The organism is Aquimarina discodermiae (assembly GCF_040786235.1).
Classification (GTDB): Bacteria; Bacteroidota; Bacteroidia; order Flavobacteriales; family Flavobacteriaceae; genus Aquimarina.
This window is the reverse complement of sequence record NZ_JBFMKP010000018.1, coordinates 17,913-33,533: the sequence shown is the minus strand read 5'-3', so window position 1 is coordinate 33,533 and position 15,621 is coordinate 17,913. Positions and strand designations below refer to the sequence as shown.

At 32.3% G+C, this 15,621-nt stretch carries 18 protein-coding genes; 7 read left to right on the top strand and 11 right to left on the bottom strand.

Translation table 11 applies throughout. The features are described 5' to 3' along the window. Positions 1 to 50 precede the first annotated feature (50 nt). Positions 51 to 935, top strand: coding sequence for a hypothetical protein (locus ABW636_RS12825; protein ID WP_367590422.1), 885 nt, complete (start codon positions 51 to 53; stop codon positions 933 to 935). Positions 936 to 1,248: 313 nt separating this feature from the next. Next, entirely contained in the window at positions 1,249 to 2,121 is an 873-nt protein-coding gene (locus ABW636_RS12820) for a hypothetical protein (protein WP_367590421.1), read from the top strand. A 104-nt stretch (positions 2,122 to 2,225) separates the two neighbouring features. On the opposite strand, the gene ABW636_RS12815 is transcribed toward ABW636_RS12820, so the two are convergent. The 3 genes from ABW636_RS12815 to ABW636_RS12805 are packed head-to-tail and all read right to left on the bottom strand — an operon-like array spanning position 2,226 to position 5,216. After that, positions 2,226 to 3,356, bottom strand: coding sequence for a TRAP transporter substrate-binding protein (locus ABW636_RS12815; protein WP_367590420.1), 1,131 nt, complete (start codon positions 3,354 to 3,356; stop codon positions 2,226 to 2,228). A 13-nt stretch (positions 3,357 to 3,369) separates the two neighbouring features. Next, positions 3,370 to 4,716, bottom strand: a complete 1,347-nt coding sequence (locus tag ABW636_RS12810) for a TRAP transporter large permease (protein WP_367590419.1) — start codon at positions 4,714 to 4,716, stop codon at positions 3,370 to 3,372. After that, positions 4,716 to 5,216 (bottom strand): TRAP transporter small permease subunit, encoded by a 501-nt coding sequence (locus ABW636_RS12805; protein ID WP_367590418.1) that lies wholly within the window; start codon positions 5,214 to 5,216, stop codon positions 4,716 to 4,718. Before ABW636_RS12805 ends, ABW636_RS12810 begins: the two co-directional genes overlap by 1 nt. 249 nt (positions 5,217 to 5,465) lie before the next feature. On the opposite strand from ABW636_RS12805, the gene ABW636_RS12800 reads away from it, so the two are divergent. Together ABW636_RS12800 and ABW636_RS12795 are read left to right on the top strand one after the other, a co-directional pair. Continuing rightward, entirely contained in the window at positions 5,466 to 5,915 is a 450-nt protein-coding gene (locus tag ABW636_RS12800) for a MarR family winged helix-turn-helix transcriptional regulator (RefSeq protein ID WP_367590417.1), read from the top strand. A gap of 79 nt (positions 5,916 to 5,994) precedes the next feature. Continuing rightward, complete coding sequence (locus ABW636_RS12795; RefSeq protein WP_367590416.1) at positions 5,995 to 6,372, top strand: DoxX family protein; 378 nt, start codon at positions 5,995 to 5,997, stop codon at positions 6,370 to 6,372. Between the two features lie 87 nt (positions 6,373 to 6,459). Here ABW636_RS12795 and yaaA read toward each other — a convergent pair whose 3' ends face one another. The 8 genes from yaaA to ABW636_RS12755 form a co-directional block, all read right to left on the bottom strand. Next, the gene (gene yaaA, locus ABW636_RS12790; RefSeq protein WP_367590415.1) at positions 6,460 to 7,221 is read right to left on the bottom strand and encodes a peroxide stress protein YaaA; all 762 of its coding nucleotides are present in this window, start codon (positions 7,219 to 7,221) and stop codon (positions 6,460 to 6,462) included. A gap of 176 nt (positions 7,222 to 7,397) precedes the next feature. Further along, positions 7,398 to 7,589 carry a cold-shock protein gene (locus tag ABW636_RS12785; protein WP_034244160.1) on the bottom strand — a complete coding sequence of 64 codons (192 nt, stop codon included), beginning with the start codon at positions 7,587 to 7,589 and terminating at the stop codon, positions 7,398 to 7,400. 157 nt (positions 7,590 to 7,746) lie between these two features. Then, positions 7,747 to 9,090 carry an amidohydrolase family protein gene (locus ABW636_RS12780; protein WP_367590414.1) on the bottom strand — a complete coding sequence of 448 codons (1,344 nt, stop codon included), beginning with the start codon at positions 9,088 to 9,090 and terminating at the stop codon, positions 7,747 to 7,749. 87 nt (positions 9,091 to 9,177) lie between these two features. Next, positions 9,178 to 10,272: an AraC family transcriptional regulator gene (locus tag ABW636_RS12775; RefSeq protein ID WP_367590413.1), complete on the bottom strand. Its 1,095-nt coding sequence runs from the start codon at positions 10,270 to 10,272 to the stop codon at positions 9,178 to 9,180. Between the two features lie 66 nt (positions 10,273 to 10,338). Then, a complete protein-coding gene (locus ABW636_RS12770; RefSeq protein ID WP_367590527.1) occupies positions 10,339 to 11,394 on the bottom strand; it encodes an RluA family pseudouridine synthase in 1,056 nt (351 codons plus the stop codon). A 5-nt stretch (positions 11,395 to 11,399) separates the two neighbouring features. Then, positions 11,400 to 11,936, bottom strand: a complete 537-nt coding sequence (locus ABW636_RS12765; RefSeq protein WP_367590412.1) for a PASTA domain-containing protein — start codon at positions 11,934 to 11,936, stop codon at positions 11,400 to 11,402. A 168-nt stretch (positions 11,937 to 12,104) separates the two neighbouring features. After that, complete coding sequence (locus ABW636_RS12760) at positions 12,105 to 12,527, bottom strand: transposase (RefSeq protein WP_367590411.1); 423 nt, start codon at positions 12,525 to 12,527, stop codon at positions 12,105 to 12,107. After that, positions 12,524 to 13,006 carry a transposase gene (locus ABW636_RS12755; RefSeq protein ID WP_367590410.1) on the bottom strand — a complete coding sequence of 161 codons (483 nt, stop codon included), beginning with the start codon at positions 13,004 to 13,006 and terminating at the stop codon, positions 12,524 to 12,526. The genes ABW636_RS12760 and ABW636_RS12755 overlap by 4 nt, the downstream gene beginning before the upstream one ends. 454 nt (positions 13,007 to 13,460) lie before the next feature. Between ABW636_RS12755 and ABW636_RS12750 the strand changes: the two genes are divergently transcribed. From ABW636_RS12750 to ABW636_RS12740, 3 genes are all read left to right on the top strand, one after another. Next, positions 13,461 to 14,438 (top strand): D-alanine--D-alanine ligase, encoded by a 978-nt coding sequence (locus tag ABW636_RS12750; protein WP_367590409.1) that lies wholly within the window; start codon positions 13,461 to 13,463, stop codon positions 14,436 to 14,438. A gap of 104 nt (positions 14,439 to 14,542) precedes the next feature. Next, positions 14,543 to 14,998 carry a pantetheine-phosphate adenylyltransferase gene (gene coaD / locus ABW636_RS12745; RefSeq protein ID WP_367590408.1) on the top strand — a complete coding sequence of 152 codons (456 nt, stop codon included), beginning with the start codon at positions 14,543 to 14,545 and terminating at the stop codon, positions 14,996 to 14,998. Between the two features lie 121 nt (positions 14,999 to 15,119). Then, a complete protein-coding gene (locus ABW636_RS12740; RefSeq protein ID WP_367590407.1) occupies positions 15,120 to 15,578 on the top strand; it encodes a GyrI-like domain-containing protein in 459 nt (152 codons plus the stop codon). Positions 15,579 to 15,621: the final 43 nt, after the last annotated feature.

Sequence of the window (15,621 nt, the reverse complement as noted above, 5' to 3'; positions counted from 1 at the left end):
CAATACCCCAGTAAATCATATATAAACCTTTATTTTTAATTTTTTTAAGTATGAAAAACAGACTTATTGTTTTTATGAGTACCCTTATGGCTACGACTCTTCTGCTAAGTTGTAGTAATGATGATGATTCTAGCAAACAGACCGATACATCATCAAGCGAAGTAGTCGCTGAAGGTAAGTATCAAGATGTAAAATCTGCAACCGGTGAAATTAATGCTGTCGTAAAAAAAGCAATTTCAAACTCATTAAATACAGGACGCAGTGCAAAAAACATATCTAATGATTGTGTTACAGTAATAAAAGAAATAACTGATACAAAAACTAAGGTCACTATTGATTATGGTGACGGATGTAAATCTCCAGATGGAAAGCCTATTTCTGGTAAAATTATGCTCTCCTACACAACCAAAAATGGTTCTGAGGGTAATAAAAATCTTGATATTACTTATACGTTAGAGAACTTTTCTTTTAATGATATAACTGTAAGCGGAAGTTCTACTGCAACTTCTACTTTACGTTCCTTTGATGAAATTATTAAATTTGATACGGATTCAAGCTATGTATTTACATGGGACGATGGGCTGGAAGCTACAAGTACTAATAAAGTCTCTGCTGAACAAGTAATTGATGAAACCATAATTATTGATTTTAACACTATTCTATATTATTATGCAAATAGCGTGACGATTAATTCTAAGACCAATTTTAGTACCGGAGATGTCCTTACATCAAAAACTACAACCCCTTTAAGAATACCAGATCGATGTAAATTTGCAGTTAGTGGTGGTATTGAAACCTTTGAAAATGGTACTTTATCCAAACATTTAGATTATGGTAACGGTACTTGTGATACCATTGCAATCGTAAAAGATAAAGAAGGTAACGAAACGACTATAGATCTGGAGGTAGAAGTAGCAGAGAATTATAAGTTTTAAATATCTTTTTTATACAAAAACTGTTAGTCATAATGGAGTTAAAATTTCTAAGGCAAGTTCATCGAGCATTTATCGAATTTCTTGTTTTCGACATTTATATTTTATTAACAAAACAAGCAAAGGATATGAGATTCATGTAAAAGCATAAAAATTGCTTTTGAATGTTTTAGTAACCATTTTTTATTGCAATAGTTGCAGTAAATACTTGTAAATTTTAACAAACAGTTAGTATGACTCAACTCTTATGTTGATTAGTTTTGTACCTCAATACCCCAATAAATCATTTATAAACCTTTATTTTAATTTTTTAAGTATGAAAAACAGACTTATTGTTTTTATGAGTACCCTTATGGCTACAACTCTTCTTTTAAGTTGCAGCAATGATGACAATGACACAAGTAACCCAGCCGATTCGCAATCATCAAACGACATAGTCGCTGAAGATAAGTATCAAGATGTAAAATCTGCAACTCGTGAGATTAACGCTGTAGTCAAAAATGCAATGCCAAACCCATCAAGTGCAGGACGTATTGCAAAAAACTTATCTAATGATGAATGCTTTACAATTACATCGGAAGAGACAGATACAGAAGAAGTTACAAATATTATTGATTATGGTGATGAATGTACATCTCCAAACGGAAAACCTATTTCTGGTAAAATTTTGATTTCGGCTAAAATCAAACAAGACTCTGAAGATTTAACTTTCGATATCACTTATACACTAGAGAACTTTTCTTTTAACGGTATAACGGTAAGTGGAAGTGCTGTTGCAACTTTTTCATTTGGCAACTTTACTACAGGAGAAGGACAACGCTTTGTGACAAATTCGGACTATGTATTTACATGGGATGACGGACTAAAGGTCACAAGTACCGATAAAACGACTATAGAAAATGTAAATGGCCAGGAAGATACATATTACTCTCTTGTAACGATGAATTCTGAATCTAATTTTAGTACCGGTGAAGTTCTTATATCCAAAACGACAAGTCCTCTAAAATTAGAATCTGAGTGTGAGTATGTCGTAAGTGGTGTAATTGTAACCAGTGAAAATGGTACGACTTCTAATACGTTGGATTATGGCGATGGTACTTGTGATAAGATAGCCACTCAAACCGATGGTGATGGCAACACTACCACCATAGATCTTGATGAACAATTAGAAGAAAACTTCTCCGTTTAAAAGAAGTTTTTTTCTACCATACATAAATCGGTCATAATTAACTAAAAAAAGCCGTTTTTAAGTATTTCTTAAAAACGGCTTTTGTGCGTAAAAGATATTATAGCCTATTCTTGTATTTTGTTATAGTAAGCCTTTTCTGTAGCTTTTGACCAGTTACCAGTTTTCTTCTGAAAATTAGAATAACTTTCATAGACCTCTTTTGCAAAAGGATCGTCACCTATCATTTCTTGTATTGCTTCATAAGTATATCCGCGTAAAGCATCAAGTGTTTCTTTAGAAAACTCTCGCACCTCAACTTGTTCTTCATTGATTAACTTTTCAAGATAAATCCCATTTTGCCTATCAAATTCAGACAACACCCATACTTGTGCTCTTTTTGAAGCTCCTTCCAAAATTGATTGTAGGTGCAGCGGCATACGATCATAAAGGTTTTTGTTAACAAAAAACTCTAATTGGGTTCCTAATTCATGCCACCCTGGAGTATAGTAATATTTTGCAATTTTATGAAATCCCATTTTATAGTCATGAAACGGTCCAACCCATTCTGTAGCATCAATCACCCCTCTCTCCAGGCTTGTATAAATTTCGCTTCCTGCAACCAAAACTGCTGCTCCGCCTGCTTTTTCAAGCACTTTTCCTCCGATACCTGGCAAACGCATTTTTAGCCCTTTAAAATCTTCGATGGTATTAATCTCTTTGTTAAACCAACCTCCCATTTGCACACCGGTATTTCCTCCCATAAAAGGAACTAAGTTATATGTTGCATAGGCTTTTTTCCAAAGTTCATACCCTCCTCCTGTTTCCATCCAAGACGTTAGCTGTTGGCTATTCATCCCAAAAGGAACTGCAGCAAAAAACTGAGCTGCAGAGGTTTTTCCTGCCCAATAATATGCTGCTCCACATCCCATCTCTATGGTACCTTGTGATACCGCATCAAATGCCTCTAGCGGAGGTACCAATTCACCCCCGCCATAGACTTTTATTTTTATTTGTCCATTAGACATCTCTTCTACCCATTGGGCATATTTTTCTGCGACTTCGCCTAATACAGGAAAACCAGGTGGCCAGGTTGTTGTCATTTTCCAATGAAATACCTGATCGGGCTTCTTTGCACTATATGGTGTAGTACTCATACTTGCAGGAGGTTCTCCCAGACACGAACATACCAATAAAAAAGTAGTCATTATCAGAAATGACCTTACCGCTTTACTTTTTATAATATATGTTAACTTCATATTTTATTATTTTCTATTTTGATAAAAACACGATTTCAGGAAAAAACACTACGACACCTACAATGATTAACTGAATAATAATAAATGGAATAATGCCTCTATAAATTTGACTTGTTTTTACACTTTCTGGCGCTACTCCTTTAAGATAAAATAACGCAAATCCAAAAGGAGGTGTTAAAAAGGAAGTTTGTAAATTAAGTGCAATAAGCACTCCTACCCATAACATATTCATATCAAAAGCATTGAATATTGGTGTTACCACTGGCACGATAATAAATACTATTTCTATAAAATCTATAAAGAAGCCTGCAATGAAAATTACGACCATTACCAATAACAAAAACATAAGCGGTGTTAATTGTGATGATACAATCAATTCCTGTAAATAAGAATCTCCCCCTAATGCTCTAAAAACTAAAGTAAACGTTGTTGCCCCTAGCAGTATAAAAAATACCATCGAGGTTAGTTTCATTGTTTCTTGTGCAACTTCTTTTAAAATATCATAAGTAAACTTTTTCTGAAATATGGTAAGAATAGTAGCACCAATCGCTCCTATAGCAGAAGCCTCTGTAGGAGAGGCAATACCCGTAAAAATAGATCCTAAAACAAGTATAATAAGCGCCAAGGGTAAAAACAATACTTTTATGACGTTGGCCTTAAAGTTATTTCCTCTAAATTCTGCAATCTCCTCTGGAGGTATCCCAGGAGCATCTTCTTTATGAATAAAAGATTTAATTAAAATATAAATAATATATAAACCTACCAATACTAAACCCGGAAACAAAGCAGCAGAGAATAAAGCTCCAACATCTACAGAAGCCGTTCCTTTAGAAGAATTATTAATTGTATCTGCTAACAATACTAAAACAATAGATGGAGGAATAATTTGACCTAATGTACCAGAAGACGCAATTACACCGGTAGCCAATTCTGTTTTGTACCCTCTCTTGAGCATCGTAGGTAGACTTATCAACCCCATTGTCACTACGGTGGCACCAACTATACCAGTAGATGCTGCTAATAAGGCTCCCACAATAACAACAGAAATTGCCAAGCCACCGCGTATTCTGCCAAACGCCATAGCCATAGTTTCTAATAATCCTTGTGCCAATCCTGATTTTTCTAACATAATACCCATAAAAATAAACAATGGGACCGCCATAAGCACATAGTTATTTACAACCCCCATTATTCTGGAAGGAAGTAAATAAAAAGTAGACATTTGAAACTGTTCTGGTGCAAAAATGGGAACACCAAATGCAAAAGCTATAGAAATTCCGCCAAGAGTAAATGCAACAGGATACCCTCTTAAAATAAAAATAAATATTAATACAAATAGGATAATTGCCAGGTATTCCATTATTTTTTGGTAAAAATGATTTGAATTGATTTTAAAATATGTGAAACTCCCTGAAGTAATAAAAGGGTAAACCCTAATGTAATACAGAACTTAAGAATATACAATGCCGGTAATCCACCTGGTTGAGGCGATTTTTCACCAATTATAAAAGATGACAGCGCATAGTACCATGAAGAAACAATAACCACATAGCACCAAGGTATTAATAATCCAACACCACCCAAAAGATCAATCCAGGCTTTTCTCTTTTCTGAAAGTTTGGCATAAAATACATCTACTCGTACGTGATTATCGTATTTAAAAGTATACCCGGAAGCAAGCAAAAACAACATCCCAAAAAGATAGATTTCTACCTCGATCATCCAGACATAGGTAAACTTAAATAAGTATCGAATAATTACATCTACTCCTATTACCAAAGCCAGTACAACAGCAGTCCAGCGAACCACTATTCCTGTTTTTTCACCAATCCAATCAAGAATATCGATAACTTTTTGCATCTAAGAATTGCGAATTTGTGTGATTAATTAATAAGTGAAGATACTAAAATCTATGGCATATGAAAATGAAAAAAAATATCAAAATCAAATAAGAACATCTTACTATTTCTGATATAGTTTAAGCACAACAATTACAACTACCTAAAAACATATCTATTATGATCAATCTTCATAAAGCATTTTATAAAGAATAATAAATACTTACCATGGTAAGTATTTATTTTCTATATTTGCCCAAATTAGTTTTGAATGGCCCGTATAGATGATGTTATGAAAACAAAATTTGCAAACGACAAACATCGTTTTGCGGCTAATGTAATATATACCAGTAACTGGATCAAAAATCAATTTTATGAATTTATTAAACCATTTGGTTTATCATCACAGCAATTTAATATCCTTCGAATTTTAAGAGGAGCTAACGACTGGGTTAGTATGAATGATATAAAAAACCGAATGGTTGAAAAATCTCCTAACGCCACCAGGCTTTGTGATAAGTTGATAGAAAAAAGATTAATTGAAAGGAGACGAAACAACAGCGACAGGAGATTAGTCTTTCTCAAAATATCTAAACAAGGGCTTCAACTTTTGAAAGAAATCGATGAACATGATGATGGCTCACACATGAGTTTTTTTAACAATATAAGTGACGAAGAAGCCAAAATAGTATCTCAAATTCTGGATAAAATAAGGAGTTAAAAAAATTTAATCAAATGTTTACCATGGTGAATAATACCATGGTAATTAGAATAATTATTAATCAAAATCAATTACAGACATGAAAAAAACGGATGTATGGATTTATCGAATTGTCACCATATTATTTACCCTGCTAATATCTTTTGGTGCCATCATGTATTTCGTTCAATACGAAATGGTTAGCGAAACAATTTTAAAACTAGGGTTTCCAACCTTTATTATTTATCCATTAGCGATTCTTAAGATTCTAGGTCTTATCGCAATTTGGACAAACAAGTCTCTAATGTTAAAAGAATGGGCATATGCAGGCTTTGTATTCGAACTATTATTAGCTATTGGTGCCCATATTACTATTAAGGATGGTGAGTACTTTGGTGCCTTGATAGCACTAACTTTAGTAATTTTATCGTATATATATAACAGAAAACTATCTAAAAATATGCCTATAAATAGATAGCAACCAAGTACTTTATATAAACTACTTACTCAACCTGTTATAGATTCACTAGTTTATGACAGGTTGAGTACATTATTTAGGGGTAGCTTATCTTACAAATACCAATTCGTTGGGTTTGGTAGTATACTCTTCGCTAAACCCATACCCTTCATAGTTAAATCCTTTTAAATCTTTTATAGTTTCTGCTCCCGTGTCTATAATATATCGCACCATCATACCTCTTGCTTTTTTGGCAAAGAAACTAATCATCTTAAGCTTATCTCCTTTCCAATCTTTAAACTGCGGAGTAATAACAGGTACTTTAAGTGCTTTTACATCTATAGCACTAAAATACTCATTACTAGCCAGATTCACGAATAGCTCATCTTCTAAAAGTTCATCGTTTAAATGTGCTGTAATGCTTTTTTTCCAAAACTCATATAGGTTATTTTTTCGACCTATTTTGAGTTTAGTTCCCATCTCAAGGCGATAAGGCTGTATAAGATCCAAAGGCTTTAAAATACCGTATAAACCAGACAATATTCTTAATTGATTTTGAAGTGTACTTAATTTTTCTTCAGGAATTGTATACGCATCTAATCCAATATATACGTCTCCCTTAAATGCGTACACCGCCTGACGCGCATTTTCTTGAGTAAACGGAAGGTTAAAATCCTGATTACGTTGCCAGTTAAGTTGTGCTAACTTATCACTAATACTCATAAGCTCGGTAAGCTTTTTAGGCGATTTTTTCTGAAGAATCGTATTTAACTTTTCTGCTTCAGACGAAAAAGAAAGTTCTGTATATTGTTTAGTTGGCAGTGTTGTTTCAAAATCTAATGATTTGGCTGGAGATATTACGATTTTCATGTAAAGTTTCTTTTTATACCTCAAAAATACAATTGTGCACCGAAAATTAAAATCTATAGAGGTATTTCTTCTTTATGTAGGTATTGAGAAAAGTTATTTAATTGAATATAAAATAAAATCATAAAAAAAGCCTGTCATACGACAGGCTTGTGCTTTAAAAAAGTCAAAAATGTATATTATAATACTTTCACGTTTACCGCGTTCATTCCTTTTTTACCTTCTTTAAGGTCAAACTCTACTTCGTCACCTTCACGAACTTCATCGATTAATCCTGAGATGTGTACAAAATGATCTTTGTTTGATCCTTCTTCTGTTATGAATCCAAATCCTTTGGAGTCATTAAAAAATTTTACTGTTCCTTTATTCATTATAAATTATTAAAACGCTAAGGTACCAATATTTAGTTAGTAATCCCTATTTATTTCAAAATAAAGTTTTTAGTAACCATTATTTAATGTTTACTAAATACCCTGATAATGAGGAAAAATCAATTTTAACCTTTTTATTATTTTGAAATAGAAGTGTTTATTTCTTTTGTTTGCCTCTAGTTTTATAACTTTCCTTAACCTCTTTTAGCAGATCATTAAGCGCTTTTCTAGTAAACCATTTCCCTTTAATCATAACACCTTCTATCGTTTTTGTGTTTTTTATATTTTCAAGTGGATTTTTATTTAATAAAACAAAGTCTGCATATTTACCTTCTACAATCGTACCTTTCATCGTTATTTGATTTAAATATATAGCTGGGTTCACGGTAGCTGTTTTTAAGGTTTCATATGGTGACAATCCACTACTTTGTAAAAGTTCTAATTCTTTATGTAATGAAAAGCCAGGCAAAAAAAGACCATATGTATCGCTTCCTGCTAGTAAAGGAACCTTTTCATCACTTAGTATTTTAGTAAACTCTTTTTGCCAAAGCAATTCTTTGTTAAGTCTAATTAATGATTCGGGAGCGGTGAACCAAGAGTTGGTTCTATAATGAATACTATCAGATGTACAATATGCGACATACTTTTTCGGAAGATATTTTATCTCATCGCTTTTCTTCAGCTTTTCAAACTTATTGTCATCTGCATACTTACTTATCATTTCAAATATTCCCAAAGTTGGAGATACATAAACACCGCTGGCTCGAATCATTCTTGCAGCTTTTTTCAAATAATTCACATCTGCTTTTTGATCAGTACTGAAAATATTCATAAATTCTTCGATATGTGCAATAGATTTCATCCTAAGAGAATACTCTAAAGGAAGTTTTCTTTGCCCATGACCAACTACAGGTATGTTATATTTACTCGTCTCTTCTAATAATTTTAAATAAATATCTTTGGGTAAGTTATCTGCTATTTTTAAAAAGTCATACCCTTTATCATAATGTTGCCTAACTACAGCGATCACATCATCTCTGGTTCTTAAATCCTCTGCTTTAAGGTATGGCCCGGTTGTCACATAATGGGGTGCCAAAAATTGATTAGTGGTTGCTTCTTCTCGAATTTTAATTTGATCTTGCCCTTCATACTCTGCCATATTCCTAACGGTAGTAACTCCATTTGCTATCAATAGCTTAAATTCATTTTGCACATCATTTTCTAGATGAAAATGCATTTCTGACAACCCCGGAATCAAGTATTTACCCTTTGCCAGAATAATTGTTCTTACTTTTTGATTCAATTTCTTAGAAGCTGGTTCTATGACTTCTACTTTTCCATTTTTAACAATTATTCTTTGATCATACAGTATGATTTCTTCGTTCATAGGAATCACATTTACATTCTCAAAAGAGACACTATTTTCTTGAGTAAACAAAACACTTATATTACACATACATGCAATACAACTCCCAACAAAAACTCTATTTAATCTAAACATCTTACACTTTTTAATGGTTAAGAGACAAACCTAGTTTAGATCAATGTTTTTGGTGTTCTGAATTGTCAGGATCTGAGAAATCCGAACTTATTGATTCTTCTTTTTGAATTGATTAGGAGACATACCCATTTCCTTTTTAAAGGCTGTATAAAAAGTAGTTTTCGAATTAAACCCGGCTTCAAGACCAATCGCCAAAATACTATAATTATCAAATTCTGGATCAAGAATCATTTTTTTAATGTCCTCTATTCTATATCTATTTATGAATTCTGAAAAATTTTTACTACTTGTAGTACTTATTTGTTCTGATAAATACCCACTACTTATCCCTAAACGTTTGGCAACTATATCGCGGCTTAGATTTGGATTGCGGTGAATATTTTCATTTTTTATTAAATCTATTAATTGTCGAATATGTAGGTTATCATTATCACTAACCTTCCTGTTAAAAGTAGTAACCGGTTGTTTTAGATAATTTCTAATTTCGTATTTATCGTTAGAAAGTTTAAACTGGTATAGTCCTTTATAAATTAACCAATACATAAAAATAGAAACTCCTACCCATAAATATGTCAATGGCATTTTGACACCTGACACAAATCGAAAACCTTCTAAAACAATACTATAAATCTCTAGTAGCGAAATAAAAAACCATATTCTTTTGATCCATTTTATATCAAATTTTGGTTTTGAATAAAATAAATATATTCCCGAAATAACCATAAAAAAAAGAGGAAATAGTACAGATAATACACTTATAATTTTATAAAAAAGAAAGAAAATCTCTTCCTTTCCTGATAAACTAATCTCGTATACTCCAAAAATAGTATCTAAATATATAACACCATTAACTATGCTTAAAATGAAAAAAGGAATATATAAAAGAGAAGTTTTAGCTCTATTACCGAGCGGATGGTCTATTTTTTTTATAAAAAAAATAAACAAAGTAACAGGGTATAAAAATTGCCATAATGGTATATCCAATAATGAGATAATGAATGGGCTTTTTCCTAAATCCCAAAACCAATTATTAATCCCAACAACAGATAGTACAACAAATGTATATGCTAAATAGAAGTTTTCCTTACTTTTAAAAAACTTCGAATACAAAATAATAACAGCAAGTACAAAACTATGTACTATTCCTATCAGAACAAATATTTCTAGAAAAGAAAGTTCCATTAATTATTATTTGAACAGTGCTGCTTTATTTTGGAAACTACTTTAATATAAAAGAAAGTTCATAAACTATTCGTCTTGATTAGATGGTAATTGGTTTTTTGCATAGTTTTTCCATCGCTCTATACATAATTTCATATCATCTGGAATCTCTGTTTCAAAATGCATAGACTTACCGGTAACTGGATGTTCAAAACCAAGTGTTCTCGCGTGTAACGCTTGCCTAGGTAGTATTTTAAAACAGTTATCTACAAATTGTTTATACTTAGTAAAGGTTGTGCCTTTTAATATTTTTTCTCCTCCATAACGTTCATCATTAAATAAGGTATGACCTATATATTTCATATGCACTCTAATTTGATGAGTCCTTCCGGTTTCTAACCTACATGAGACCAAGGTTACATATCCTAAACGTTCTAAAACTTTATAATGAGTAACAGCTGGCTTCCCTTTATCGGCCTCATCATCTACAAAAACGGTATTTTGCAACCTGTTTTTAGGATGACGTCCTATATTCCCCTCTATAGTGCCTTCATCATCTTTTATATTACCCCAAACGATAGCTACATACTCTCGTTGACTTGTTTTATCAAAAAACTGCTTTGCAAGATGAGTCATAGCTTCTTCTGTCTTCGCAATTACCAATAATCCACTAGTATCTTTATCTATACGATGTACTAATCCTGGTCTATTACTGCTATTATTAGGCAGATTATCAAAATGATATATTAATGCATTTATAAGAGTTCCCGAATAATTACCATGACCAGGATGCACTACCATACCTGCTGGTTTATTAACAACCAAAAGTACATCATCTTCATAAACAATGTCTAGCGGAATATTCTCGGGAGTTAATAGGTTTTCATAAGGAGGGTGAGAAAATAAAACACGAACCACATCATTTGGTTTTACTTTATGATTCGATTTTACAGGTACGTCATTTACATAAACACTTCCTTCTTTTGCTGCTTGTTGTATCTTATTTCTTGTCGCGTTTTCGACAAAATTCATTAAAAACTTATCCACTCTTAGTGGTACTTGGCCTGCGCCTGCTACAAAACGATAATGTTCATATAAATCATCTTCGTTTGCATCAAAATCTCCTATATTTTCTGGTCCTATCACAGTTAATTAGAAAGGTTTACTTTATTACCTTCTCCATCACCCAAAACAAGATCAATGGTAGAAGTTTTCATTAATTTAGTTCCTGGCTTTAAACGCTTACCTTTGTATCTTAATTCTAAAACAACGTCTTTACCTATATTTGGTTGATAAGTTATAGCTCCTATCTTAAAACCTAGTGCAATTAATTTTGGTTGTGCCTGTCTTTGCGTTTTCTGAATCACATCGGGAACTTCGACTTTTCGATACCCTGAAGGATTTAGAGTTACATAAATCTTACGATTTTGTTTTACTTCACTTCCTGCAATTGGGTTTTGTTCTGTTACCGAATATCGAGGAAAATCAGGATTAAAGCTTGTCGAATCCTGCACCTCATATCGTAGATCTTTAACTTCTAGCACCTTTGCTACTTCATCCAGCGTTTTTTTGCTTAAATCTGGCACTACAATATGTTGATTATGATTAGTCGTACTTTCTAACCACTCTAAAACAAGATAAGATACGATGGCCAACATTGCTACCGCAACAACTACTTGAATCAAAAATATTTTACTGTATATAAACTTAAAAAGGTTTCTGAAGAAATCCATAATCACATATATAATTTGGGCAAATATATAAAAAACAGCATGCAATATCTTTTTAAAAGCACTTGAACTTTAAGGTTTATACTACATAAGTATCATAAAAAAAGTTATAGGGTTACCCATTTAGTTCGCAATTAGTTTTATTTGTTTAATAGTTACGGGTTCATGCATTGTACAACGTTCTAATATTTTATCTAGAATTGACACTCTGTGGTTCCTTCTATTGAACCTAAAGAAGTATTCATCGATGTATTTTTGAATACATTCTTTATTGCAATACGAATATACTCCTCTCAACCAGTTTTTAAAGTTCCTGATCTGTATATGCGACATTTTAAAGTTTTTTCCTTTATTTGATAAAGTTTGTTTCAAATCAGGATATTCTTCTTTGATTGGATTATAACCAGGCCAACCATCTGCCAATATACTTGCATCATTTTTTATATGCGTGTCAAACAATGGTTTTAGGGATTTGGCGCTATAATCCTCTATCACTTTAGCATAGCCCCTGCCTGATTTACCATCTCTATGCTCAAAAGCAATCACAATCCTGATTTTCTTATCGCTTTCACTTCTTCCTGTTCTCCCTTTTGAGATGTGCCTATCTCGAACTCATCAACATGAACTTCATCTTCTAAAGGGTACTGCTCACTACTTTTCATAGCCAACTGTACTTTCTGACGGAATGCCCGTGTTGTTTTCTGATTCAGGCCAAAACGTTTTGCCAACCAAATATTATTTGCCCCTTTCTTACTGGTTGAAATCTCATAGAACATCCCAAAAGCTTTTAGAATATCAAACTTAAGTTTGTGGAATAAGATTGCTGCCGTTGTAAATTCGTCATAACCACATTTACTGCAACGACGGCTACATGGTTGCTTGCCCTTTGTATGGGCAATTGAGTTACACTTCCTACAATTATAGCCGTTTTCCCATTTTAATTCTGCCAAAAACTTATAGCAATCTTCAGTAGTTGTAAACCAATCTATAAACACCTGAATATCAAGACCTTTTAATATATTCATTTGTAGAATATTTACATATAATTTACAAAATAACATGCTTATTTACAATTATTTTGAGATTTAAATGGGTAGCCCTATAAGTTAAATTAGTTTTAAAATACTTAAGGTTTTAAAAGCTTCGCTTTTAAAAATTATCGAGTCGATTCTCCGAAGTGGGGAAGGATTAAAAAATCAAACTAATTTATTGTGGAATGTTATAACATTTTGGCCATCGTATTATGGTTACAAAACTAAGTTATCAAGCCTATAAAAAGCAATCTGACAATCTTAATTAATGGTCACAAAAACATTAGCTATACCTTATCTAGATACAGTTATTATTAATCTAATATTAAACTCTTAAACAACTATTCTCAAAAACAGAAACTTACCAATTTCATCGGTTTAAGAAAATATTAAAAAGAGTTTCCTTCTTATTCTATAAATGATATTTTTGTAACAAAACAGTCATTCAATGCAAAAGAACATTGCTATTCTTATGGGAGGTTACTCCAGCGAGTTTGATATTTCAATTCAAAGTGGAAATGTAGTATACAAACATCTAGATAGAGATCTATATCATCCATATAGGATACATATCACAAAAAATGGTTGGTATTATGTCGATGATCATGATCAAAAGTTTAGTATCGACAAAAATGATTTTTCATTGACGTTAAATGGTTCTAAAATAAGGTTTGATGCTGCATTTAACATAGTTCATGGCACTCCTGGTGAAGACGGATTACTACAAGCTTATTTTGATTTGATAGAAATACCGCAAACTGCTTGCGATTTTTATCAAGCTGCATTAACTTTTAACAAACGAGATTGCATTAGTACCTTACAACCATACGGAATACCAACCGCTACCAATTATTTCCTAAACAAAGGAGATGTTATAGATAGCAAGGCTATTATCAATACTGTTGGTTTACCATGTTTTGTTAAAGCCAACAAAGCAGGTAGTAGTTATGGAGTTTCAAAAGTTAAAACAGAACAAGAGCTTATTCCTGCTATAAAAGTTGCCTATAAAGAAGATGATGAAATTATTATAGAATCTTTTTTAAGCGGTACCGAAGTTTCTATAGGAGTCATTCGGTACAAAGGAGAAGACATAGTACTGCCAGTAACAGAGATTGTGACAGAAAACGAGTTTTTTGATTACGAAGCTAAGTACTTAGGAAAATCTGAAGAAATTACACCAGCGCGCTTATCTGAAGAAGACACAAAAAAAGTACAAGAATTGGCTTTAAAAGTCTACAAAATATTAAAAATGAAAGGTTTTTCTAGAAGTGAGTTTATTTTTCATGAAGGAGAACCTTATTTTGTTGAGATGAATACAAATCCAGGGCTTAGTGAAGCAAGTATTTTACCCCAACAAGCTATTATTGCCGGTATCAGTCTAAAAGAATTATTTTCTAATGCCATAGAAACCTGTTTAAAAAAATAAAAAGATATTACTTTGATATAAAATGCCTCAATCACTACGTATAGATTATTTTAAATTATAATTTCATATATATTTGTAACCTATATATCAATCAATAATCACATATGAGAAGAGCCGTTTTTCCAGGATCTTTTGATCCAATTACCTTAGGTCACTATGACATTATAGAACGAGGACTTACCTTATTTGATGAAATAATCCTTGCCATCGGTGTTAATTCTGAGAAAAAATATATGTTTTCTTTAGAGGAGAGAAAACAGTTCATGGAAGAAGCTTTTAAAAACGAGCCTAAAATTAAAGTAATGACTTACAAAGGGTTAACAGTCGAGTTTTGTAAAAAACAAAATGCAAATTTTATTCTGAGAGGGCTTCGCAATCCTGGTGATTTCGAATTTGAAAAAGCAATTGCACATACCAATAGAAAAATGTCTGATATAGAAACGGTATTCTTACTTACTTCTTCTGGTAAAAGCTTTATCTCTTCTTCGATTGTAAGAGATGTTATTAGAAATGGAGGCGATGTTTCTGGACTTGTACCCGACACGGTGATTATAAAATAATCATTTTATAGATTATAGACATAAAACTTTCAAATTTTTCTAATTTGAAATATCCTCCTGACATACCTTTGTCAATGCACGCAGTTAGTTTTGTTTTAAATTAATTTAATCTAATAACATTATGATCAAAACAAAATTAGAACCTTTTTGGATTGTTGGAATAGATAAACGAACTACAAACAAAAACGAACAAGCTGCAAAAGATATCCCAGAGCTTTGGGCCACTTTTATGTCGCATGGTACCATGCAAAAAATCCCAAACAAAGTAGATGACACAATCTATGCTGTGTATACTAATTATGAGAGTGACCACACAGAAGAGTACTCTACTATTATTGGATGTAAAGTTGCTAACCTAAATAATATCCCAGAAGAAATGACCTGTATAAAAATTGATCAAAGTTCTTATACTAGATTTACTGCCAAGGGAGATTTAACAAAAGGGGTTATATATAATGAATGGATCAAGATATGGAACACCAACTTAGATCGAAAATATACTACCGATTTTGAAGTATATGGAGCTGAAGCAAAAAACCCTAAAGATGCAGAAGTAGATATTTATGTTGCGATAAATTAACGAATCAATATACACAAACATACTTGTTAGCAAAAACCAGTTA